25 protein-coding genes are annotated in these 23333 nt (G+C 65.8%); 9 read left to right on the forward strand and 16 right to left on the reverse strand.

What is annotated here, in order from left to right:
* Window positions 1–24: 24 nt before the first annotated feature.
* Entirely contained in the window at window positions 25–567 is a 543-nt protein-coding gene (locus G6N36_RS05190; protein ID WP_163685525.1) for a lipoprotein LppK, read from the forward strand.
* A 10-nt stretch (window positions 568–577) separates the two neighbouring features.
* Window positions 578–874, forward strand: a complete 297-nt coding sequence (locus G6N36_RS05195) for a DUF503 domain-containing protein (RefSeq protein WP_163685526.1) — start codon at window positions 578–580, stop codon at window positions 872–874.
* A gap of 20 nt (window positions 875–894) precedes the next feature.
* Here G6N36_RS05195 and G6N36_RS05200 read toward each other — a convergent pair whose 3' ends face one another.
* The gene (locus tag G6N36_RS05200; protein ID WP_179964720.1) at window positions 895–1734 is read right to left on the reverse strand and encodes a tRNA (adenine-N1)-methyltransferase; all 840 of its coding nucleotides are present in this window, start codon (window positions 1732–1734) and stop codon (window positions 895–897) included.
* An 84-nt stretch (window positions 1735–1818) separates the two neighbouring features.
* Here G6N36_RS05200 and G6N36_RS05205 point away from each other — a divergent pair, with 84 nt between their 5' ends.
* The 5 genes from G6N36_RS05205 to G6N36_RS05225 all read left to right on the forward strand — a co-directional run bounded on the left by G6N36_RS05205 (window position 1819) and on the right by G6N36_RS05225 (window position 5048).
* A complete protein-coding gene (locus G6N36_RS05205) occupies window positions 1819–2700 on the forward strand; it encodes a RecB family exonuclease (protein ID WP_163685527.1) in 882 nt (293 codons plus the stop codon).
* Entirely contained in the window at window positions 2697–3494 is a 798-nt protein-coding gene (locus tag G6N36_RS05210; protein WP_163685528.1) for a thioesterase family protein, read from the forward strand. Before G6N36_RS05205 ends, G6N36_RS05210 begins: the two co-directional genes overlap by 4 nt.
* 92 nt (window positions 3495–3586) lie before the next feature.
* Complete coding sequence (locus tag G6N36_RS05215) at window positions 3587–3904, forward strand: ArsR/SmtB family transcription factor (RefSeq protein WP_163685529.1); 318 nt, start codon at window positions 3587–3589, stop codon at window positions 3902–3904.
* A complete protein-coding gene (locus G6N36_RS05220) occupies window positions 3901–4398 on the forward strand; it encodes an SRPBCC family protein (RefSeq protein WP_163685530.1) in 498 nt (165 codons plus the stop codon). The genes G6N36_RS05215 and G6N36_RS05220 overlap by 4 nt, the downstream gene beginning before the upstream one ends.
* 2 nt (window positions 4399–4400) lie before the next feature.
* Entirely contained in the window at window positions 4401–5048 is a 648-nt protein-coding gene (locus tag G6N36_RS05225) for a flavodoxin family protein (protein ID WP_179964721.1), read from the forward strand.
* Here the strand turns inward: G6N36_RS05225 and G6N36_RS05230 are convergent.
* From G6N36_RS05230 to G6N36_RS05245, 4 genes are all read right to left on the reverse strand, one after another.
* Window positions 4999–6369: an FAD-containing oxidoreductase gene (locus G6N36_RS05230; RefSeq protein WP_163685531.1), complete on the reverse strand. Its 1371-nt coding sequence runs from the start codon at window positions 6367–6369 to the stop codon at window positions 4999–5001. The two genes, G6N36_RS05225 and G6N36_RS05230, sit on opposite strands and share 50 nt — an antisense overlap.
* 10 nt (window positions 6370–6379) lie before the next feature.
* Window positions 6380–6862, reverse strand: a complete 483-nt coding sequence (locus tag G6N36_RS05235; protein WP_163685532.1) for a DUF4126 family protein — start codon at window positions 6860–6862, stop codon at window positions 6380–6382.
* Window positions 6863–6930: 68 nt separating this feature from the next.
* The gene (hisG, locus tag G6N36_RS05240; RefSeq protein ID WP_163690447.1) at window positions 6931–7776 is read right to left on the reverse strand and encodes an ATP phosphoribosyltransferase; all 846 of its coding nucleotides are present in this window, start codon (window positions 7774–7776) and stop codon (window positions 6931–6933) included.
* Window positions 7777–7781: 5 nt separating this feature from the next.
* Entirely contained in the window at window positions 7782–8063 is a 282-nt protein-coding gene (locus G6N36_RS05245) for a phosphoribosyl-ATP diphosphatase (protein ID WP_163690449.1), read from the reverse strand.
* Between the two features lie 74 nt (window positions 8064–8137).
* On the opposite strand from G6N36_RS05245, the gene G6N36_RS05250 reads away from it, so the two are divergent.
* Complete coding sequence (locus G6N36_RS05250) at window positions 8138–8509, forward strand: hypothetical protein (protein WP_163685533.1); 372 nt, start codon at window positions 8138–8140, stop codon at window positions 8507–8509.
* Between the two features lie 103 nt (window positions 8510–8612).
* Here G6N36_RS05250 and G6N36_RS05255 read toward each other — a convergent pair whose 3' ends face one another.
* The 3 genes from G6N36_RS05255 to metH form a co-directional block, all read right to left on the reverse strand.
* Window positions 8613–10088 carry a sugar porter family MFS transporter gene (locus G6N36_RS05255; protein ID WP_163685534.1) on the reverse strand — a complete coding sequence of 492 codons (1476 nt, stop codon included), beginning with the start codon at window positions 10086–10088 and terminating at the stop codon, window positions 8613–8615.
* 82 nt (window positions 10089–10170) lie between these two features.
* The gene (locus G6N36_RS05260) at window positions 10171–10854 is read right to left on the reverse strand and encodes an HAD family hydrolase (RefSeq protein ID WP_163685535.1); all 684 of its coding nucleotides are present in this window, start codon (window positions 10852–10854) and stop codon (window positions 10171–10173) included.
* Between the two features lie 45 nt (window positions 10855–10899).
* Complete coding sequence (gene metH / locus G6N36_RS05265) at window positions 10900–14568, reverse strand: methionine synthase (protein ID WP_235690236.1); 3669 nt, start codon at window positions 14566–14568, stop codon at window positions 10900–10902.
* A gap of 395 nt (window positions 14569–14963) precedes the next feature.
* Between metH and G6N36_RS05270 the strand changes: the two genes are divergently transcribed.
* The gene (locus G6N36_RS05270; protein ID WP_179964722.1) at window positions 14964–15827 is read left to right on the forward strand and encodes a PAC2 family protein; all 864 of its coding nucleotides are present in this window, start codon (window positions 14964–14966) and stop codon (window positions 15825–15827) included.
* A 13-nt stretch (window positions 15828–15840) separates the two neighbouring features.
* Here the strand turns inward: G6N36_RS05270 and G6N36_RS05275 are convergent, their stop codons facing one another.
* From G6N36_RS05275 to G6N36_RS05310, 8 genes are read right to left on the reverse strand one after another with little or no spacing between them, the layout of a single operon-like run.
* Window positions 15841–17277, reverse strand: coding sequence for a DUF1254 domain-containing protein (locus G6N36_RS05275; protein WP_163685537.1), 1437 nt, complete (start codon window positions 17275–17277; stop codon window positions 15841–15843).
* Complete coding sequence (locus tag G6N36_RS05280; protein WP_163685538.1) at window positions 17277–18155, reverse strand: SDR family oxidoreductase; 879 nt, start codon at window positions 18153–18155, stop codon at window positions 17277–17279. The genes G6N36_RS05275 and G6N36_RS05280 overlap by 1 nt, the downstream gene beginning before the upstream one ends.
* A 42-nt stretch (window positions 18156–18197) precedes the next feature.
* Window positions 18198–19436 (reverse strand): cysteine--1-D-myo-inosityl 2-amino-2-deoxy-alpha-D-glucopyranoside ligase, encoded by a 1239-nt coding sequence (mshC, locus tag G6N36_RS05285; protein ID WP_163685539.1) that lies wholly within the window; start codon window positions 19434–19436, stop codon window positions 18198–18200.
* Between the two features lie 58 nt (window positions 19437–19494).
* A complete protein-coding gene (locus G6N36_RS05290) occupies window positions 19495–20268 on the reverse strand; it encodes a 3'(2'),5'-bisphosphate nucleotidase CysQ (protein ID WP_163685540.1) in 774 nt (257 codons plus the stop codon).
* A gap of 14 nt (window positions 20269–20282) precedes the next feature.
* Window positions 20283–21128: an Rv2133c family protein gene (locus tag G6N36_RS05295; RefSeq protein WP_179964723.1), complete on the reverse strand. Its 846-nt coding sequence runs from the start codon at window positions 21126–21128 to the stop codon at window positions 20283–20285.
* Window positions 21112–21699, reverse strand: coding sequence for an Rv2134c family protein (locus G6N36_RS05300; RefSeq protein WP_083123296.1), 588 nt, complete (start codon window positions 21697–21699; stop codon window positions 21112–21114). The genes G6N36_RS05295 and G6N36_RS05300 overlap by 17 nt, the downstream gene beginning before the upstream one ends.
* Window positions 21700–21756: 57 nt before the next feature.
* Window positions 21757–22473 (reverse strand): histidine phosphatase family protein, encoded by a 717-nt coding sequence (locus tag G6N36_RS05305; RefSeq protein WP_163685541.1) that lies wholly within the window; start codon window positions 22471–22473, stop codon window positions 21757–21759.
* Complete coding sequence (locus G6N36_RS05310) at window positions 22470–23300, reverse strand: undecaprenyl-diphosphate phosphatase (RefSeq protein ID WP_163690456.1); 831 nt, start codon at window positions 23298–23300, stop codon at window positions 22470–22472. Before G6N36_RS05310 ends, G6N36_RS05305 begins: the two co-directional genes overlap by 4 nt.
* Window positions 23301–23333 lie beyond the last annotated feature (33 nt).

A 23333-nucleotide genomic window follows, 5' to 3' on the forward strand; every position in this document is an offset into this window, starting at 1 on the left:
TTTGCGCACCGCACGAACGGTGCCGTGATCCTGAGCGCCGCCGCAATTGCGGCGGCGCTCGGGCTTGGCTCATGTAGCGCGGACACCGAGCAGAATCAACCGGAAGCGGCGACCGCGACATCGGCAACCTCGACCCCCGTTCAGGAGCCGCCCGGCCCGCCCGGTGCGCCGCTGCCGCCGCCGGAAGCGCTTTCCGATGTGATGAACCGCATAGCCGATGCCAACATCCAGGGCACGGAAAAGACCGGGCTGGTCGAATCCGGCACGCAGGCTGACGCCGCCGCGATGGACAAATTCGGCCAGGCGCTGACCCAGAACGGCTACGCACCGGCCACGTTCGAGGCGCGGGATCTGCGCTGGGTTCAGGACCCTCCCGGCACCGTGTCGGCTCTCATCAGCCTCAAGACCGACAATCCGCAGGCCGGCGACTTCAGCTTCCCGATGGAGTTCGTCTTCGTCGACAATTCGTGGCGGCTGGCCCGGAAGACCGCCGACGAGCTGCTGCAACCGGGCGAGAGCGAGCCCCAGACACCCAGCGGGCCTGCGCCTCCGTCACCCCCGCGCTAGGAATCGGCGGATGTGGATCGGCTGGCTCGAATTCGACCTCTTACTCGGGGATGTGCACTCGCTCAAGCAGAAGCGGTCGGTCATCCGTCCGCTCATCGCCGAACTGCACCGCCGATTCGCGGTGTCGGCTGCGGAGACCGGCTCGATGGACCTGCATCGCCGGGCAGGCGTGGGCATCGCTATGGTGTCGGCCGATCGCAGCCATATCGTCGAGGTGCTCGACGCCGCCGAGCGACTCGTGGCGGCACGCCCGGAGCTGGAACTGCTCTCGGTGCGGCGGGATCTGCGTCGCAGTACCGACGACTAGACAGGTTGCCGAGCCGATGATCAGATTCCGCCACCGAGTTGGCGCTTGCGTCGCAGCGGCATCGGCGCAATCGCACCCGGCGCCAATTTGCGCACGTTGATCAGGAATGCGGTGTGTCCCCGCATCGTGTGCTGCGGACGCACGGCCAGCCCGACCACGTGCCAGCCGCGCTGCATGCTCTCCCAGGCTCGCGGTTCGGTCCAGCACTTCTGCTCGCGCAGGGCCTCGACCGTTCGCGACAATTGGGTCACCGTTGCGACGTAGATCATCAGGACCCCGCCGGCCATCAGCGCGTTCGCGACGGAGCCGAGCACGTCCCAGGGCGCCAGCATGTCGAGCACGACGCGATCCACTTCAGGCCCGGCGTAGTCGCCGATGTCCGCGGTCACCAGCTCCCAGTTATCGGGACGTCCCCCGAAGAAGGTCGTGACATTGCGCACCGCGTGCTCGGCGTGGTCCTCACGCACCTCGTACGACGTGACCTTTCCCTCGGGGCCGACGGCGCGCAGCAGCGAGCACGTCAGCGCACCCGAGCCCGCGCCCGCTTCCAGCACGCGTGCACCGGGGAAGATGTCCCCCTCGTGCACGATCTGGGCGGCATCCTTGGGGTAGACGACCTGTGCGCCGCGGGGCATCGACATCACATAGTCGACCAGCAGCGGCCGCAACACGAGGAACTGATCACCGTTGGTGGACTTGATCACGCTGCCTTCGGGCAGCCCGATCACGCTGTCGAGGTCGATGATGCCCCGGTGAGTGTGGAACTCCCCGCCGGGAGTCAAGACCATGGTGTAGTGCCTGCCCTTCGCGTCGGTGAGCTGCACTCGATCACCGATTGCGAAGGGTCCGGTCCTGTTCACAGCTGTTCAGCCTGCCAGTCAACGTGCCGTCGCGGGTGCGCGGGTCTACCGAGCTTTGTCGGGGTGTCGCCATACGCTTGACTCATGACCGACGGGCAGGAGCAGACAGCCTTTCGGCGCCCCGCGCTTTCGCCGTCCCGGGCCGCGGACTTCAAGCAGTGCCCCCTGCTCTACCGGTTCCGCGCCATTGACAGGTTGCCCGAGCCGTCGTCCACAGCGCAGGTGCGTGGTTCGGTGGTACACGCCGCGCTGGAACAGTTATACGGACTGCCAGCGGCCGAGAGGGTCCCCGATACGGCGATGACGCTCGTTGACCCGGCGTGGGAGCGCCTGGTCGCCGAGCGACCCAACCTCGCCGACGATTTCGAACCCGGGCTGCGCGCCGAATTGCTCGAGGAGGCACGGGCACTGCTGTCGGGCTACTACCGGCTGGAGGATCCGACGCGCTTCGATCCGCAAAGCTGTGAACAGCGGGTCGAGGTCGAACTCGAGGACGGCACGCTGCTGCGCGGCTTCGTCGACCGCATCGATGTCGCGCCCACCGGCGAGCTACGGGTCGTCGATTACAAGACCGGTAAGGCACCACCAGAGGCCAGGGCGCTGGCCGAATTCAAGGCCATGTTCCAGATGAAGTTCTATGCCGTGGCGCTGCTGCGGTCCCGCGGCATTCTGCCCGCGCGGCTGCGGCTGCTTTATCTGGCCGATGGTCAGGTGCTCGATTACACGCCCGATCTCGACGAGCTATTGCGCTTCGAGAAGACCTTGATGGCTATCTGGCGGGCGATCCAATCTGCGGGTATCACAGGTGATTTCCGTCCCAACCCATCCCGGATGTGTGACTGGTGTGCGCACCACGCACATTGCCCGGTGTTCGGTGGCACGCCACCTCCTTACCCCGGCTGGCCGACGGTCCCCGACGAAGGCGATGATGACACGGTGCTGCACACCCGGGAGTCCGCAGCGTGATTGATTGCCACTACCGTCGGCTCGATGCCGACGGGGACTTCTCGGTGTTCGAATCGACCGACGGCACCCGGAGCAATTGGGATCCCGAAATCCAGCACGGCTCACCGCCTCTCGCGCTGATGACGAAGTTGATCGAGGAGTCGGCGGCCGATACAGGGCTGCGTATCGGACGTCTGACCCTAGACATTCTCGGCGCGATTCCCGTCGCTGCGGTGAAGGTGCGGGCCTGGGTGGAGCGCCCCGGCAAACGGATCTCACTGATGATGGCGGAGATGTCGGCGGCCAGGTCCGACGGCGCTCATCGCGCGGTCGCGCGGGTTACCGCATGGCTGCTGGCCCCAGGCGACACGACCGACGTGGCTACCGACCGCTATCCCCCGCTTGTCGAAGGTGAAGCCGTCGCGGTGCCGCACAGCTGGATCGGCGCGAAGGGCTATCTCGAGACGGTGAGCTGGCGACGCCAGCCCTGGAACGGCGAGACGGGCAACGTGGTGTGGCTCAGTCCCCTTGTGCCGCTGGTGGATTCGGAGTCGACGACGGCACTGCAGCGGCTCGCGATGGTGGTCGACTCGGCGAATGGCGCGGGCGCCGCACTGGACCCGGAGGCGTTCATGTTCATGAATACCGACACGGTCGTCCACCTGCACCGGCTGCCTTCCGGCGAGAACTTCGCGCTTCGGGCCCGCGGTTCGATCGGGCCCGACGCGATCGGCGTCACCACCGCGGAACTCTTCGACCAGCAAGGGTTCATCGGCACCTGCGCGCAGACACTGCTGGTTCAGCGTCGGAGATGACCGCCGAACTGTTGTGGCAGTTCGATCGCACGTATGGCCTGACTCGGTTACATACGCTTGTATCTATATAGATGTAGTGCCATACTTGCCGCATGGACGTCTTCGAAGCTGTCGCCGAGCCGAGCCGTAGGGCGCTCCTCGACGCGCTGACCACGGGTGAGCGCACCGCGGGTGAGCTCGTGGCGAGGCTGCCGAACCTGACCCAACCGACGGTGTCACGCCATCTGCGGGTGCTGCGCGAGGTGGACCTTGTCGAAGTCCGCCCCGACGCGCAGCGCCGCATCTACGCCTTGCGGGCCGACGGGCTGGTCGCGATCGACGAATGGATCGACCGCTACCGCCGCTACTGGGCCGATCACCTCGATGCCCTCGAACAACACCTGCAGGCGACTCATCGGGAGGGGCAGTGACCGACCGTGAAGGACGACTGACGATCGACGGCGATCGGGCAATGTTGACGTTCGAACGCCGCCTGTCGTTTCCCATTGAAGCGGTGTGGGCCGCCATCACCGATCCGGAACACCGAAACCATTGGATGGGCCAGACCACCGTCGACGCACGCGAAGGGGGTGTCATCGAGATGATGCCCGACGGTCCCCCGGCGCCACCTGAACACAAGAAGATGACCGGCCGCATCCGCGTGTGGGACCCGCCGCACGTATTCGAACACGAATGGCGTCAACGGATCATCGAGGACAGCGTGGTGCGTTACGAACTGAGCGTCGACGGCGACGGCACGCTGCTGCGATTCACCCATCGCGGACTCGGCATCCGCAACGCAGAGGGGTTCCGCCCCGGCACACATGCCTACCTGGACCGGCTAGAGGCCCATCTGGCCGGTGATCCCCTGCCCGGCTGGGCGCAGCGCTACCGCGAGGTGGCCGTATCCGTGAAGGAACAATAGCCATGGCACACAACGGTTCTGACATTGCCGCTCCTACGTTGGCGATCGCTTACCACTCCGGATATGGGCACACGGCCACCCTGGCCGTCGCCGTCGCCGGCGGAGCCGCCGAGGCGGGCGCCGACGTCACGGTGATCCCGGTCGACCAGATGAGCGAAACGGACTGGAACATTCTGGACGCATCGGACGGCATCGTCTTCGGCTCGGCGACCTACATGGGCAACGTGTCGGCTGCCTTCCAGACGTTCGCCGAAAAGACCGGGCGCCGCTGCATCGAGGGCACATGGCGGGACAAGGTCGCGGCCGGGTTCACCAACTCAGGCGGCAAGAGCGGCGACAAGCTGAATACGTTGGTGTCGTTGTCCGTATTCGCCGCGCAGCATCACATGCACTGGGTCAACCTGGGTTTGGGGCCTGGCTGGAACAGTTCGGCGGGCAGTGAACACGATCTCAACCGCCTGGCGTTCTTTCTCGGCGCGGGCGCGCAGACCGATGTCGATGCGAACTCCGATCAAGTCCATCCCGCCGATGTGCGCACGTGCCGCCACCTCGGCTGGCGGGTCGCGCACGTCACGCGACAGCTCAATGTCGGCCGTGCCGCTAGTCCAGCGGCTGCAAGTCCTGGAGCATCGTCGGCACCAACTCACTGACGGTGGGATGAATGTGCATCGTGCGCGAGATCGCGGTATAGGGTTTCTTTGCCGTCATGATGTCGAGAATCGAGTGGATGACCTCGTCGCCGCCGACCCCGAAGATGGTGGCGCCGAGGATCTGTTCGGTCTCGGCGTCGACGACGACCTTCATGAATCCCTGTGTCTCGCCCTTCTCGACGGCGCGGCCGACGCGCGTCATGGGCCGCTTGCCCACCAACGCTTTTCGTCCTGACTTACGCACCTCGTCGACCGTCATTCCTGCGCGCCCCAGCGGCGGGTCGATGTAGAGGGCGTAGGTCGTGATCCGGTCGCTCACCCGGCGCGGGTCGTCGTCGAGCAGGTTGGCCGCGACGATCTCGAAATCGTTGTACGAGGTGTGCGTGAAGGCGCCGCGTCCGTTGCAGTCCCCCATGGCCCAGATGTGTTCGACGTTGGTGCGCAGCTGATCGTCGACGACGATATAGCCTCGGCGGTCGGTCTCGACGCCGGCCGCTTCGAGCCCCAGGTCGTCGGTGTTGGGCTGACGCCCGACCGCCATCAGCAGATGGGTGCCTGCGATGGGTTCGGCGCCCTCGCGCGGTGTGACCTCGAAGCCGTTGTCGCGCTTGGTGAACCGAATGTCGCTGGCGTCGACGACGACGTCGATGCCCTCGGCCTCCAAGATCTCCTTGATGGTCGCCGAGACGTCCTCGTCCTCACGGGAAGTGAGTCGCGGCCCCTTCTCGACGACCGTCACGCGGGCACCGAACCGACGGTACATCTGCGCGAATTCCAGGGCGATGTAACTTCCACCGATGACCACCAGATGCTCTGGCACCGTGTCGAGCTCGAGAATTCCGACGTTCGTCATGTAGTCGATGTCGGCGAGCCCGGGCATGTCGGGCGCCACCGCGCGGCCGCCGACGTTGAGGAAGATCCGGTCCGCTGTTAGGACGCGGTCATCCACCCGGATGGTGTGCGGGCCCTCGAACCGGGCATGGCCGCGGATCAACGTCGCCCCCTCCATACCCTCGATCCAGGACTCGACCCCTTCGCGGTCACCGACCACGATCTTGTCCTTGCGCGCCTTGACGGCGGCCATGTCCACGCTGATATCGCCTGTGCCGATGCCGTATTCGGCTCCGCGGCGGGCGATGCGGGCGGCGTACGCGCTGGCCACCAGAGTCTTGGTCGGGATGCAGCCCGAGTTGACGCATGTGCCGCCGACGAGCTTGCGTTCGATGACGGCGACCGTGTAACCCGCTTGGGTCAGCCTGCCTGCCAGCGGTGGTCCGGCCTGGCCCGCGCCGACGATGACCGCGTCGAACTTTTCAGTCATCGGCCCAGTTTCAGACGAGGCTGATGAGGAAGGCGACGAGGAAGCCACCGCCGACGGCCACGACGTCCTCGATGAACGCGCCCGGTCGGTCCTTACCGTTGTTGGCCTCGTAGAGCTTGGTTCTGACCGCGGCACCGCCCAGCGTGCCCAGCACCGCACCGACGATGCCTGCGCCCAAGGCACTGAACGTGTGGAAGAACGCGCTACCGATCACCGCCCCCGCGAAAGCGCCCATGATCAGTCGGGTGGCGAACTGCGGCGCCGTCCTGCGGCTCGGCGTCTTCGGTAGCTGATCGGTGACGAGTTCCACCAGCAGGAAGATCGTCAGGACGGTGACGGTGATCGGATGGGCCACCCACTCCGACCATTTGCCGTCGACGTCGATCCAGCCGAGCATGGCCCCCCAAGCGACCACCGCCGGGGCGGTCATCGCCCGCAATCCGGCGATCACGCCGATCAGCAGCGCGAGCAATATGACGAGGACCTGCGTCATGCCAACCTCCGTACCGGTGAAAACGACACCCGGACGCTAACACGCGTGCAGTGCGATGACCTGTTGAATCAGAAGCGGCAGAACCGTATGTCAGACGCCAGAATCGCCTTCGCACCGATCGCGGCGAGTTTGTCCATGATCGCGTTGACGTCGCGACGCGGCACGAGTGCGCGCACCGCCACCCACGCCGGATCGGCGAGCGGGGCGATCGTGGGCGATTCCAGTCCAGGGGTGACGGCGGCGGCCTCGTCGAGTACCGTACGCGGGCAGTCGTAGTCGAGCATGAGGTACTGCTGCCCGAACACCACACCCTGTACCCGTGCCGCCAGTTGGTCACGGGCCGCGGAGTTCCCGGCTTCGGCGCCCTCGATCAGCACGGCTTCGGAGTCACACAGCGGATCACCGAACGCCACCAGATCGTGTAGCGCGAGCGTCCGTCCGGATCCGACGACATCGGCGATGACGTCGGCAACGCCGAGCTGGACGGAGATCTCGACAGCGCCGTCGAGGCGAATTACGGTTGCCTCGATTCCCTTGGCGGCAAGGTCTTTTCGTACCAGGTTCGGAAAGGATGTCGCGATCCGCTTGCCGGCGAGGTCGGCGGCGGTCCACTCACGGCCGATCGGGCCCGCGTATCGGAACGTCGAATTGCCGAAGCCGAGTGCCAATCGCTCCCGCACCGGCGCGTCGGAGTCGGCGGCCAGGTCACGACCGGTGATCCCGAAGTCCAGCTGACCCGAACCGACGTAGATCGCGATGTCTTTGGGACGCAAGAAGAAGAACTCGACGTTGTTCGCCCGGTCGATGACGGTCAAGTCCTTCTGGTCCCGGCGCCTGCGATAGCCCGCCTCGGACAGGATCTCGGCGGCGGACTCGCTCAAGGCACCCTTGTTGGGCACCGCGACGCGCAACATGTCGCTCATAGCTTGGCGTAGACGTCGTCGAGGGACAGACCCCGGGAGATCATCAGCACCTGCGTCCAATACAGAAGCTGGCTGATCTCGTCGGCGAGCGCTTCGTCGCTTTCGTGCTCGGCGGCCAGCCACACCTCGCCGGCCTCTTCCAGAATCTTCTTGCCGAGCCCGTGTACGCCACCGTCGAGGGCCGCGACCGTGCCGCTACCCGCCGGCCGGGTGCGCGCACGCTCGTTCAGTTCGGCGAACAGGGCGTCGAAGGTCTTCACGGCACGCGATTGTTTCACGTCGCGCACGATGCGGTCACGCGGGTTTGCGGGTTCGGGGTGGGCGGCGCGGCGGATGGCCGACACTCGGACTCATGGCAAGGCGCGACTGGATCTATCTCGGACTGATGGGTTTCATCACCCTCGGTCTGGTTGCCGACGCCCTTCTCTGGGCCACAGGACCACCGGTTACCACGTGGAATGCCGTGATCCAATCTTTCGGAATCATGCTTTTCGTGTACTTCTGGGAGATCGCGGATGCCAATCAATCCGGCGTCCGCCGTAGTTCTGTCGCACGACTCCTCACCTTTTTCCTACCGCCTATTGGGCACGCGATTTATCTGTATCAGGGCCGGCCGTGGCAGCAGGCCACGAAGTTGTTCCTGCTCTTCTGGGCAGGTGTGGTCGGTTTGGCTCTGGTCGGCACGTTCGCACTCGCTGCTGGCGGTGTTCCGAGCGACTACTGAACACTGGCTTGATTACTCAGAACTTCGCGAGACGATCGCTTGCGCATTCGAGCCGGTCTCAGCAGTCACCTCGCTGCCCGTCACACCGCCGCGGCCTGGACCGTCACGTGGACGCCTTTGGCGCGTGCTGATGCAGGATCTCGCCGTGCATGTCCTCCAGCGACACGCCCTTGGTCTCCATCACCCACCGCCACACGAAGAGGCCCGACAGCACAGCGCACAGGCCATAGAACCCATAGGCCAGTCCGAGATGCTCGCGCAGACCCGGGAACGTGACCGTGATGAGCCAGTTGGCCGCCCACTGACCCGCCGCGGCGAGGCCCAGCGCGGCGGCACGGATGCGGTTGGGGAACATCTCGCCGAGCAGTACCCAGACCACCGGGCCCCATGACATGCCGAACGCCACCACGAACAGGTTCGCCGCGATCAACGCGATGACTCCGGAGGCTCCTGGAAGGCTGGGGTTGCCGTCGGGGCCGATGGTCGCGTTGGCGAAGATGACGGCCATCGTGATGAGCGTGACCGCCATACCCGACGACCCGATGAGCAGCAGCGGTTTGCGCCCGATCTTGTCGATCAGCGCGATGGCGATCAACGTGGTCAGGACGTTGATGACCGAGGTGATCACGGTGTAGACCGCCGACTCGTCGGCACTGAACCCGACCGCCTGCCACAGCACGTTCGAGTAATAGAAGATCACGTTGATGCCGACGAACTGCTGGAAGATCGACAGCCCGAGGCCCACCCACACGATGCCGTAGATGCCGCCCGTCGGCTTCTTCAGATCGCGCAACGATGGTTTGTCCTCGCGCTCCAGCGTCTCCCTGATGCGGTCGATCGTGATTTCCAAGTTCTTCTCGCCGAGGAGCATGCTGAGCACCCTGCGGGCTTCCGGAATCTTGTGGCTGGCAACGAGATAGCGCGGCGACTCGGGAATGGTGAACGCCAGCACCCCGTACAGGACCGCAGGGACGGCCATCGCGAGGAACATCCAGCGCCATGCATCCAGACCGAACCACAGCACCTCGTTGGGGCCACCTGCCGCCCACTGCAATAGCCAGTTGACCGCGAAGGACGCAAAGATGCCCAGCACGATGGCCAGCTGCTGCAATGAGCCCAGTCGGCCACGGATCCGTGGCGGCGATGTCTCGGCGATGTAGGCAGGCGCAATGACCGAAGCGACGCCGACGCCGATGCCACCGACGATGCGGAACAGCACGACCGCCCAGACTTCATGCGCGAAGCCCGTTCCGAAGGCGCTGACGAGGAATAGCACCGCGGCGATCTTCATGACCGCGATGCGGCCGATCCGGTCGGCGATCCGCCCGGCGGTCATGGCTCCCGCCGCGGCCCCGAGCAGCGCCGAGGCCACGGCAAAACCGAGTTCGGCGTTGCCGATGCCGAAGTCCTCCTGGATCGAGTCGACCGCACCGTTGATCACTGCGCTGTCGTAGCCGAACAGCAACCCGCCCAACGCGGCGACCGAGGCGATTCGGACGGCGGTGCCGCCCGATGAGAAGTCATCGTCGGCGATCGGTAGTGAGGATTCGTCTCCAGCGGGAGCGTTGGAGCCTGCCATGGGCGTCCCTTTCGCAGCGTGGCGTGATCCGGGTCACGTGAGTACCCCCGTCTTACCACTGGCAAGCGCGCTGCGTGGGGACTTACGCTGAGCGTTCTCCGATGCCGCGGCTGAGAGAGTCATAGACCTGGCGAAGATCGGCGACGCCGACCCCGGTCAGCGAACTCACATGTGCCCGGCGCCTTCCTCCGGGCACCTCGACGTCGTTGGGTACCACCAGCACCGGGCACCCTGCGCTCTCCGCAGCGGCAGTGCCGGTGACCGAGTCCTCGACCGCAAGGCACGCCGCCGGCTCCAGCCCGAGCAGCGTGGCCGCCCGCCGATAGGCGTCCGGCGCCGGCTTGCCCCTCGGCACTTCGTCGCCGCAGACCGACACCGAAAAGTAGTGCTTACCAATGCTGTTGAGGGCGCGCTCGGTCAGCTGTCGCTGGGTGTTGGTGACCAGAGCCATCGGAGTTCGTTCGGCGGCAAGGGCTTCCAGCAACTCCTGCGCACCGTCGCACCACGGCAGCCCCCCGTCGAACAACTCTCCGGTGTAGTCGTGCAACCAGCGGATGGATTCGGCCATCGCGTCCGGATCAAGGGCGAGGCCAAGGTCGGTGTAGACCGTCCGGATGGTGTCCTCCGCCGAGCCCCCCACCAGCGATGCCCGCACCTCGGGCGTCATGAGGCCGCCGTGGCGTTTGTAGAGCGCCGTCAGTGAGATGTCCCAGAGTTTTTCGGAGTCGACGAGGGTTCCATCCATGTCGAACAGCACCGCACGCATGTTCCGAATTCTGTCATGCCCTGAACCGCAATATGTTTCGACCGGTCAGTCCTCCGGGTTGTAGCCCAGGTTGGGAGCCAGCCAACGCTCGGCCTCCCTCAGGGTCCAGTCCTTGCGTTTCGCGTAGTCGGCGACCTGATCCTGAGCCAACCGGCCGACCACGAAATACTGCGACTGCGGGTGCGAGAAATACCAGCCGCTGACGGCGGCACCGGGCCACATCGCCATCGACTCCGTCAGCTCGATGCCCGTCCGTTTCTGCACGTCCATCAGCTCCCACAGCGTCGCCTTCTCGGTGTGTTCCGGGCAGGCGGGATAGCCGGGGGCGGGGCGGATTCCCACGTATTTCTCAGCGATGAGTGCGTCGTTGTCCAGCTGCTCTTCCGGCTGGTACCCCCAGAACTCCTTACGGACGCGCTGGTGCATGCGTTCGGCGAAGGCCTCTGCCAGGCGGTCGGCAAGCGACTCCAGCAGGATCGCGCTGTAGTCGTCGAGGGCCGCCTTGAACTCCGCGATCTTCTCCTGGCCGCCGAGCCCCGAGGTGACGGCGAAGGCACCAATGTAGTCCGCCAGGCCCGTTTCTTTGGGGGCGATGAAGTCCCCCAGCGATTTGTTCGGGACGCCGTCGCGATGCGCGCCCTGCTGGCGAAGGTTGCGCAACGTGGTGCGCACCTCGGTGCGGGTTTCGTCGGTGTACACCTCGATGTCGTCGCCCACGGCGTTCGCCGGAAAGAACCCGATCACCCCGTTGGCGGTCAGCCACTTCTCCTTGATCAGGGTGTCGAGCATCTGCTGGGCGTCGTCGTAGAGCTTGCGGGCGGTCTCGCCCGATGCCGGGTTGTTGAGGATGTCGGGGAACCTGCCCTTCATCTCCCAGGCGTTGAAGAACGGCTGCCAGTCGATCAACTCGCGTAGCTCGGCGAGGTCGTAGTCGCAGAATTCCCGAACGCCGAGGCCCTGAGCGGGCACCGGCGGCGTGTAGCCGTCCCACTCGATCGGCGTCCGGTTTGCCCGGGCCTTCTCCAGCGTCAGCATCGGCCGCTCGTTCTTCTGGGCGTGCCGTTCGCGCAGGGAGGCATAGTCGGCCTCGGTCGCCTCCAGCAGAGCTGGACGCTGCTTGTCGTCAAGGAGGGCAGCGGCGACCGGCACCGAGCGGGACGCGTCCTTGACCCAGACCACCGGGCCGTTGCGACGCGGCGCCACCTTCACCGCCGTATGGGCGCGGGAGGTGGTCGCGCCGCCGATCAGCAGCGGGATCTCCAGCCCCTCGCGTTCCATCTCCACGGCGAAGTTGACCATCTCGTCCAACGACGGGGTGATCAGGCCGGACAACCCGATGATGTCGGCGTCGTGCTCCTTCGCCGCATCCAGGATCTTCTGGGCAGGCACCATCACCCCGAGATCGATCACCTCGAAGTTGTTGCACTGCAGCACGACTCCGACGATGTTCTTGCCAATGTCGTGGACGTCGCCCTTGACGGTCGCCATGATGATCGTCCCGTTGGTGTCCTTCGCGGCAGTGGTACCTGATTCCACCTTCTCCGCCTCGATGAACGGCAATAGGTACGCGACGGCCTTCTTCATCACCCGGGCCGACTTCACGACCTGCGGCAGGAACATCTTGCCCGAGCCGAAAAGGTCACCCACGACGTTCATGCCGTCCATCAGCGGGCCCTCGATCACCTCGATAGGACGGCCACCCGCGGTGGCGATCTCGGCGCGCAACTCCTCGGTGTCGTCGTCGACGTGGGCGTCGATGCCCTTGACCAGAGCGTGCGTGATGCGTTCGCGGACCGGCAGACTGCGCCACTCGGCTGCCACTTTGTCGTCGACTTCGCCCGAGTTCTTCGTGTTGAACCTCTCGGCGATCTCGAGCAGCCGCTCGGCCGCGTCCTCGCGACGGTTCAGGACGACGTCCTCGATACGGTCCCGCAGTTCGGGGTCGATCGAGTCGTAGGGCACCAGCGCGCCCGCGTTGACGATGCCCATGTCCAGGCCGGCCTTGATGGCGTGGAACAGGAACACCGCGTGAATGGCCTCGCGAACGGGGTTGTTGCCCCGAAACGAGAACGACACGTTCGAGATGCCGCCGGAGATGTGCACCCCGGGAAGGTTCTCCTTGATCCAGGCGCAGGCCTCGATGAAGTCGATCCCGTAGGTCGCGTGCTCCTCGATGCCGGTCGCCAGCGCGAAGCAGTTCGGGTCGAAGATGATGTCCTCGGGCGGAAACCCGACCTCCTCGGTCAGGATCCGGTAGGCGCGCCCGCAGATCTCCTTGCGGCGCTCCAGGTTGTCGGCCTGACCCTGCTCGTCGAAGGCCATCACGACGACGGCGGCGCCGTACTTGCGGCACAGCCGTGCCTCGCGGATGAACTTCTCCTCGCCCTCCTTCATGGAGATCGAGTTGACGATCGGCTTGCCCTGCACGTTCTTCAGGCCCGCCTCGATGACCTCCCACTTGGAGGAGTCGATCATCACCGGGACCCGGCTGATGTCCGGCTCGGCCGCAATCAGCTTGGTGAACCGATCCATCGCGGCGACGCCGTCGATCATGCCCTCGTCCATGTTGATGTCGATGACCTGTGCACCGACCTCGACCTGCTGCAGGGCGACCGATAGCGCGGTGTCGTAGTCCTCGGCCTTGATCAAGTTGCGGAACCGGGCGGAGCCGGTGATGTTGGTGCGCTCGCCGATGTTCACGAACAGGGAGTCTTCGGTGATGTTGAGCGGTTCGAGTCCCGAGAGCCGGGTAGCCGCCGGGATCTCGGGCAACTCGCGGGGCGGCTTGCCCTCGACGACCTTGGCGATCTCGGCGATGTGCGGCGGCGCTGTTCCGCAGCAACCACCGACCAGGTTGACAAGACCGGCCTCGGCGAAGTCCGCGATGTAGCCGGCCTGCCGCTCCGGAGACTCGTCGTACTCGCCGAATGCGTTGGGCAGTCCCGCGTTCGGGTAGCAGGAGACGAAGGTGTCCGCGATTCGCGACATCTCGGCGATGTAAGGCCTCATCTCCGGTGCGCCCAGGGCACAGTTGAGGCCGACCGCGATGGGCTTCGCGTGTCTGATCGCGTTCCAGAATGCTTCGGTCACCTGACCGGACAACGTCCGCCCTGACGCGTCGGTGATGGTGCCCGAGATGATCACCGGCCAACGGCGCCCGCGCTCCTCGAACAGCGTCTCGACGGCGAACACCGCCGCCTTGGAATTCAGCGAGTCGAAGATCGTCTCGATGATGAGGATGTCGACACCGCCGTCCACCAGGCCGTTGGCAGCTTCGAGGTAGGCCGCGACCAGCTGGTCGTAGGAGACGTTGCGGGCTCCCGGATCGTTGACGTCCGGTGAGATCGACGCCGTGCGCGTCGTAGGCCCGAGGGCGCCCGCGACATAGCGTGGCTTTTCCGGGGTGCTGAACTCGTCGGCGGCCTTGCGGGCCAGGGCGGCGCCAGCGTAGTTCAGCTCATAGCTCAGGTCGGCCATGTCGTAGTCGGCGAGCGAGATTGCGTTCGCATTGAACGTGTTGGTCTCGAGGATGTCGGCGCCCGCTTCGAGGTACTCGCGGTGAATTCCCTCGATGATCTGCGGCTGCGTCAGGTTGAGCAGGTCGTTGTTGCCCTGAAGAGCAGTCGGCCACTCCGTGAACCGGTCGCCGCGGTAGCCGGCCTCGTCGGGCCGGTCCCGCTGGATCGCCGTCCCCATCGCGCCGTCGATGACCATGATCCGCTGGTGCAGAGCAGCCGTGAGTTCTTCGGTGCAGTCGGGGCGGACGTTCGGCGTCAAGGTCTTCGACTCGGAGACGCTTTCCGGGGCGGCCACAATGCACTCCTTCCGTAACGGAAGGCGTCCTTGACTTCGCCGAGCGTGGCGGAATCCGGCGATGACCGGAGAACCGTTGCAACGCCTCTCGACCAGAAAAGTCTACGCTGTCACCCCGTCGACGTCTGGACGCCCACTCATCGCCATGATCGGCAGCTCCTGGAGCTATGGCGATGGCCTAAGTATCAACATTAACCAGATTGCCGTCCAGGGTATTTCGTCTCGACGGGCCGCCACCGATTCAACCCGTGTGGCGATGCCGCTCCAAGCCACCACACAGGGCTTACGCTGGCCTGGTGACGCCGAACCTGCCCGACTTGAGCGACACGATCGTCGTCGCGGCCTTCGAGGGCTGGAACGATGCCGGGGATGCTGCCAGCGATGCGCTGGAGCACCTGGACGCCATCTGGGAAGCCGAGCCGATCGTGGAGATCGACGACGAGGCGTACTACGACTACCAGGTCAACCGGCCGGTGATTCGGCAGGTCGATGGGGTGACGCGCGAGCTGGTGTGGCCGTCGATGCGAATTTCGCACTGCCGTCCGCCCGGCTCGGATCGCGACATCGTGCTGATGCACGGCGTCGAGCCCAACATGCGGTGGCGCACGTTCTGCGCCGAGTTGTTGGCGATCGCCGACAAGCTCAACGTGCAGACAGTCGTCATCCTCGGCGCGCTGCTTGCCGACACCCCGCACACGCGCCCGGTTCCGGTGTCGGGAGCGGCCTACTCCCCCGACTCGGCGAAGACCTTCGGCCTCGAGGAGACGCGCTATGAGGGGCCGACGGGCATCGCCGGGGTGTTCCAGGACGCCTGTGTGCAGGCCGGCATTCCCGCGGTGACGTTCTGGGCCGCCGTACCGCATTATGTGTCGCAGCCGCCGAACCCCAAGGCCACCGTCGCGTTGTTGCGTCGCGTCGAGGACGTCCTAGACATCGAGGTGCCACTCGCCGACCTGCCGACGCAAGCCGAGGAATGGGAACTGGCGGTGACCGAGATGACCTCCGAGGATGACGACATCGCCGAATACGTGCAGTCGCTGGAAGAACGCGGCGACGCAGAAGTCGATATGCACGAGGCGATCGGCAAGATCGACGGCGATGCCCTGGCCGCCGAGTTCGAGCGCTATCTACGCCGCCGCGGGCCGGGTTTTCGGGGCTGATCGCCCGGCGAGATCAGGTCTTCACCGCTTGTGGCGGTTTCCAGGTTCCGTTCAGCGCATCGGGCTTGGGCCAGTACAGCCGCAGCACCATCTGGAATGGACCCTTTGGCGCGGGCAGCCAGTTGGCCTCCTTCTCGATGCCAGGCGATGCGTTCTGGACATAGATCGTGTAGCCGCCGTCGGGATCTCGTAGGAGGCTGGGCAGCATCGGCGAGTTGATCAGATAGCGCTGCATCGGATTCGCGACCAGCAGACTCTGCGGAAGCTCGTACATGGTCAGTGACCAGAATGCGTTCACCGGCGGCAGCTGACCGGCGGGGAACTTCACGACGTATTTGTCGGCGCCTGTCAGCGGTGCACCCGTGCTGTCGTTGACGATGCCCGGATACAGCGCCTCCGCGGCGGTATTGCCGTAGATGCCAAAGACGGCTCCGGCCATGCGGTACAAGTAGTTGTCCTTGAGATCCTCTGCCGTGCCGAAGAATTGGGCCGAACCCACCTCGCCGGTGTCGACCTTCTCCTTCTTGAACGCGTCGAACTCCGTCCATGCGTCGGTCATCCCGCCCTCGATGGCGGCGCGTATCGGCGGGCTCAGCTCGTCGGCGTCGAAACTGCCGTCGGGTCCGACTCCGATGGTGGCGAATCGGGCGCGCAGATCCTTCTCGGACGGCAGCGTGGGCGCGAACCGCAGCGCGAAACTCAGGATCTCGAAGAATTGGGGCGAGGTTTTCTGCTGATCGCGAGTCAGCGGTGGCACGAAGTCGATCGGCGGGGCGGGCGGCGGCGCCGGCTGGTTCAGATACACCGATAGCGGCGTTGCCTGGTAACCGGCCTGGATCTTCTTGACCTGGTCGATATCGGAGGGACCGAGCAGCTGGGTACGGTAGAGCACCATCGCGAGATCGGTGTCGGACCTGATGACCTCGTTGATGCCCGCTGGCTTCTCGCCCTGCCAATTTGGCCCCGCCAGAAGGTATTTACCGCCTCCATTGCCGGTTGTACGACTTCCCACGTAGGCCATGTTGTAGGTGTAGAGGTCCACGAACTGCAACGAGTAATAGCGGTCCTGCTCGATCGGCGGAACGGTCAGCACAAGCGGCTCTGCACGCAGATCCGCGCCGACGGCGGAATACGGCGTGTCGGAATTCGGCGTCTGGACCGCTTTGTCCTCCGGTGTGTAAACCTGTGCGGTGCTGAGGACTTCGTTCCAACCGCCCTTGTACTCAGGATCTTCTTTGTTGACGAAATACGAGTACATGACCCGGTAGTTGTCGACCATCGGGAAGCCGTAGATGTAGGCCTCTTTGGCGATGGCGCGGGTCTCTTCCGGAGTCACGGCGGCTGGAACCGGGGGCGGTGGCGTCGACACCGCGTCCTCCTCGCCCGTTTGGGTGCTGCAACCCGCGAGCAGTACCAGCGATGTGACGACGATCGCGATGATCCGATGCACTACTTGTTCTCCAACTCCTCGGTGCGGACGCTGACACTTCGGCCGAGTGCCGCGACTTCGGCGTCCATCCTCGGCAGCAACTGGGGCACGTCCTTGCCTGTGAACGATTCGCCGAGCCGGGACGACAGCAGCGGTTTCAACCAGCGCAGCAGACCCACGAAACGTGGGCAGTTGATCTGACGTTTACGGGCTTCGATACCGGCCACGAAGATCTCACCGCATTTTTCGACCGATGTCGTCTTGCCCAACGGCCCGGGGAGCCTGCGCAGCATTTCCCGAAACGCCGCCGAGTCGGCCTTACCCTCGCGGACCATCGGCGTGTCGATCCACAGCATGTGCGCCGACCCGACGGCCACGCCACGATGCGCGAGCTCGAGACGCAGCGAGTTTGCGAAGTGCTCCACACCGGCCTTCGCGGTGTCGTACGGCACCATGCCCGCGGCCGCGGCGTAGGCGGCCGCCGACGACACGATCAGCACGTAGCCCTGGCGCTCTATCACCGACGGCAACGCCGCGCGCACGGTGTGGAACACCCCGTTGACGTTCACATCGATCAGCGTTTTGAACGCAACCGGATCGACGGCGAGGATGGATCCGGTGGTCGCGATGCCGGCGTTGGCCATGACGATGTCGATACCGCCGAACCGCTCGACCGCTTGGTCGACAGCGGCTTGCATGGCTGCCAGGTCGCGGACGTCGGCGACGACCGTCATCACCCGATCGCCGCCCAACCGGGCCGCCACGTCTTCGAGGAGACCTCCGTCCAGATCGGTCAGTACCAGCTTGGCGCCTTTCGCGTGCAGGCGCCGGGCCACTTCCGCGCCGATGCCGTTGGCGCCACCGGTGATGAGGACGACTTTTCCGCTGACTGAACTCATGTCGGTCCAACGTACTCTGCGCGCGGTCCGCCCACGGCAGGCCTACAGCTTGATACCGAGCAACGTGTCGACGGCACCGGCCACGATCTGCGGCGCTTCCGGGTCGTGGCCGCCGTAGGTGAGCGCATCGGTCGTCCAGCCGTCAAGTGCGGCAAGCGCTTTCGGGGTGTCGAGATCGTCAGCCAGATAGCGCCGGACCCGGGCCACCACGTCGGCGGCGTCGGGTCCCGCCGGCTGGGCCACCCCGCGTCGCCAACGCTGTAACCGGTCATTCGCCTCGTCGAGCACCGCAGGGCTCCAGAAGCGATCGGTGCGGTAGTGACCCGCGAACAGCCCAAGCCGGATCGCCCCCGGATCGACACCGTCTGCGCGCAACTCGGACACCAGCACCAGGTTGCCCCGGCTCTTGCTCATCTTGTGCCCATCCCACCCGATCATGCCCGCGTGCACGTAGTGACGGGCGAAACGCCGCTCCCCCGTGACGGATTCGGCGTGCGCGGCGGAGAATTCGTGGTGAGGGAAGATCAGATCGGAGCCGCCACCCTGGATGTCCAGGTCGGTGCCGATGCGGCTGAGCGCGATCGCGGCGCATTCAACGTGCCAGCCTGGCCGCCCGGCTCCGAACGGCGACGGCCAGCTCGGCTCGCCGGGCCGCTGCGCCCGCCACAGCAGTGCGTCCAGCGCATCGCCCTTCCCCGCGCGATCCGGGTCGCCGCCGCGTTCGGCGAACAACCGCATCATGGTGTCGCGGTCGTATCCCGACTCGTAGCCGAACTGCGGCGTGGCGTCGGCGCGGAAGTAGACGTCGGGGTGCTCGGCGTCATCGGCGACGTAGGCCGTGCCCGCGGCCAACAGCTTCTCGACCACTTCGATGACCTCGGCGATCGCTTCCGTGGCGGCCACATAGTCGTGTGGCGGTAGTACTCGCAGGGCCGCCATGTCCTCGCGGAACAGCTCGGTCTCGCGGTCGGCCAGCTCGCGCCAGCCGATGCCGTCGCGGTCGGCCCGCTCGAACAGCGGGTCATCGATGTCGGTGATGTTCTGCACGTAGTGCACCTGATGACCCGAATCCAGCCACACCCGGTGGACGAGGTCGAAAGTCAGATATGTGGCGGCGTGGCCCAGGTGAGTGGCGTCGTACGGGGTGATGCCGCAGACGTACATGGTGGCGACCTCGCCGGCGGTGACGGGGCGCACCTGTCGGTCGGCGCTGTCGTAGAGGCGTAGCTGCGGACCGCGGCCGTCAAGGGCCGGGACGGTCGGCGCGGGCCACGATTTCATAGCGTCGACTTTAGGCATCAGGGAATTGGACACCGCGTGCGGCCGATTCATTCCTGCCTCAGCGGTTCCGGTAGGCCGACAGGATGCCTTCGAGCAGCACATCGGCCAGCTCGGCCCGGCACATCAGCAGGTCAGGCAGGTACGGGTCGGCCCGGTTGTAGATCAGCGGCGAGCCGTCGAGGCGGGTCGCGTGCATGCCGGCCGCCGCCACCACACCGGCGGGGGCCGCCGAATCCCACTCCCACTGACCGCCGGCGTGCAGGTATGCGTCGACGTCGCCGCGGACCACGGCCATGGCCTTGGCGCCCGCCGACCCGATGCGCACCAGCCTGATGTCGAGCCGGTCCCGTAGCCACCACAGCACCGGTGGTGGACGGTTGGCGCTGGCCGTGATGAGGATCGGTCCTTCGGCACGGGGCTGCGGAGGGACAACCGTGTCGGTTCGGTACACCTCGCCGCGGGCCGGCAGGGCCACCGCGGCGTCGGTGATGCCGCCGCCGTTCGGACCGTCGTTGCGTTGCCACAGTGCGATGTGCACCGCCCAGTCGGTTCGGCCGGGCACCGAGAACTCGTGGGTGCCGTCGACGGGGTCGACGATCCAGACGCGATCGGCGTGCACACGGGAAATGTCGTCGGCCGCCTCTTCGGACAGCACCGCGTCGTCGGGACGCTCGGCCCGCAGCCGGTTGAGGATCAGGGTGTTGGCGCGCCTGTCGCCCTCGTCGCCGAGTTCGTAGGGATCGTAAAAGCCGATCTCCTCGCGCACGCCGAGGAGCATCTCACCGGCCTCGCGTGCCACATCGGCGGCCAGCGCCGCATCGGTGAGAGTCATCGAGTCAGTATCGCCTAGAACGCCGGCCACGGTATCGGGCGGCGTCGGTCCGGGGTGGGCATCACCGGATCATCAATCAGTGCAACGGTTCTCGCCTTCAGGGCGGCGATCTCACGCTCGGTTATGTGCGCACAGAGCGTGTCCGCCAAGCCGTTGGCCAGCTGGTCGCGCAGGGCGGCGACGGCTTCCAGGCTCTCCTCGTCCACCGGCTTGCCCGCCCAGCCCCACAGCACCGTTCTGAGCTTGTCCTCGACATGCAGGCTGACGCCGTGGTCGACGCCGTACACATGCCCGTCGACTCCGGACAGGATGTGGCCGCCCTTGCGGTCGGCGTTGTTGATCAGCACGTCGAAGACGGCCATCCGGCGTAGCCGGACATCGTCGGCGTGCACCAGCGTCACCTCGTCGCCTGCGTAGTCGTAGGCCTGCAGGATCGGCAGAAAACCCGGCGGAATCTGCCCGGCGGGCAACAGGTCGACGAGGTCCGGTCCCGCTTCGGGTTCATCACCGACCTCTCCTAGGCTCTCGCCTGGCTGGTCGACCCAAAGCTGCAACATGCCGGGGCCGGCGGGGCCATCCCGAATCATGGTGTACGGCACGATGTTCCACCCCAGCGCGTCCGACACGAGGTACGCACTCAGTTCACGCCCGGCCAGCGTCCCGTCGGGGAAGTCCCACAGGGGCGCCTCGCCCTTGACCGGCTTGTAGACGCAATGCGCTTGCCGCTCACCGAGATGCGCCTCGCACAGGAAGGTGGCGTTGCTTGCGGAGCGGATCCGTCCGATGACGGTCAGCTCACCGCGCCGCAGCACCTCGTTGGCTTCACGAGCGCAGTCCGATCCGCTATTCGACGGCGTCATCGTCGGAACCGGTGATGGCGCCACGCAGATAGCCGTTGGTGCGTACGCAGATGTGGCCCTCGGGATCGAGCGGTTCGTCGCACAGCGGACATGGCGGACGGCCCGCCGAGATGACCCGGTTGGAGCGCGTCGCGAACTGACGCGCGGATTCCGGCGTCAGAAAGACCCGCACCGCGTCGGGGCCGTCTTCCGCGTCGTCGAGCACCACGGACGCGTCGAACTCGGTCTCGGACACCGCGAGCAGTTCGACGACGACGGTCTGCGCCTCGGAGTCCCAGCCGAGCCCCATGGTTCCGACCCGGAACTCGGCGTCCACCGGCGTGATCAGCGGACTCAGGTCGTCCACCTCGCCGGTTTCGGGCGGCACCGGCGTGCCGAATCGCCGGTTGATCTCGAGCAGCAATGCGGCGATACGTTCGGCGAGCACCGCAACCTGCTGCTTCTCCAAGATCACCGACACCACCCGCTTGTCATGAACGGCCTGCAGGTAGAAGGTCCGGTTTCCCGGTTGCCCGACGGTCCCGGCCACGAAGCGGTCGGGTGTTCGGAAGACGTGAATAGCGCGGGCCATGGCATCTCCAAAATACCGGTAACGGCCGCGTCAGCCGCAATCCCGGGGGTTCACCGGTCAGTCGGTCGAGCCACCCACGACCGCGTCTTCGGGTGGCACGCCCCTGTCCTCGGACGCGTCCGCGGACGCATCCTTCGGCGGTTTTGCCAGTAGGCCGGCGGTCAGTTGCTCACCGGTGTGGTTGACGTGGATGACGAACGGCCGCATCGCCGTGTAACGGATCACACTCATCGAGGCGGGGTCCGCGGTGATCCGCTGGAAGCTGTCGAGATGCGTTCCGAGCGCATCGGCGACGACGGCCTTGATCACGTCGCCGTGCGTACAGGCGATCCACAACACGTCACCGTCGTGCTGTTCGGCCAGCCGACGGTCGTGCTCACGCACCGCGCCCACAGCGCGCGCCTGGACCGCGGCGAGCCCTTCCCCGTCTGGGAACACCGCCGCGCTGGGCTGCTGCTGCACAACCGCCCACAGCGGCTCCTTGACCAGTTCGCCGATCTTGCGCCCGGTCCACGCGCCGTAGTCGACCTCGGAGATGCGCTCGTCGACGACGGGATCGAGGCCGAGCGCGGCAGCCAGCGGCGCGACAGTGCGTTCGCACCGCAGCAGCGGTGATCGCACGATCGCGCGGACCGGCAGAGTGCCGATGCGGGCAATCAGCCCCTGAGCCTGTTCCTGGCCCTTGTCGTCCAGGTCGACACCCTCGCTGCGGCCTGCGAGTGTGTGGGCGGTGTTCGACGTCGACCGGCCGTGACGCAGCAGGATGACCGTCATACCGCCGACACCACCCCGGTGCCGAGCAGGATCAGCACCACGGTGCCGAGCAGCACGCGGTATCCGACGAACCAGTACATGCTGTGTCGGATCAGGAAGCGCAGGAACCAGGCGACGGCGGCATAGCCGACGGCCAACGCGATCAGCGTTGCGACCAACAGCTGCGGACCGGTGGCACTCATTCCCTCGCCGACCGGATGAAACGCATCGGGCAGCGAATACAGGCCCGATGCGAACACCGCTGGGATGGCGAGCAGGAAGCCGAAACGCGCGGCTAGCTCACGGTCCATGCCGAGGAACAGGCCGGCGCTGATCGTCGCGCCGGATCTCGACACACCCGGTATCAACGCAAGGCATTGCGCGAGACCGACGATGATGCTGTCCTTCCACGTGAGCTGTTCGACTCGTCTTGCTTGGCGGCCGTAGTACTCGGCCGCGGCGATGACCGCCGAGAACACGATCAACGCAATCGCGATCAACCACAGATTGCGTGCGCCCGTTCGGATTTGATCTTTGAACAATAGACCGAGCACGCTGATCGGGATCGTTCCGATGATGACCCACCAGCCCAGCCAGTAGTCGGCGGTGCGGTGGGCGGTCACGAACAGGCCGTTGAACCAGGCCTTGATGATGCGGGCGATGTCACGCGCGAAGTAGATGAGCACCGCCACCTCGGTGCCGAGCTGGGTGACCGCGGTGAAAGAAGCGCCGGCGTCGTCGGTGAAGAAGACCCGCGACGCGATCGCCAGGTGTCCGGACGACGACACCGGCAGGAACTCCGTCAGACCCTGCAGGATCGCGAGAACGATCACCTGGACCCACGCCATCGCCGCCACGTCCGTCACGACGACGACCGTACC

The organism is Mycolicibacterium gadium (genome assembly GCF_010728925.1).
GTDB lineage: Bacteria > Actinomycetota > Actinomycetes > Mycobacteriales > Mycobacteriaceae > Mycobacterium > Mycobacterium gadium.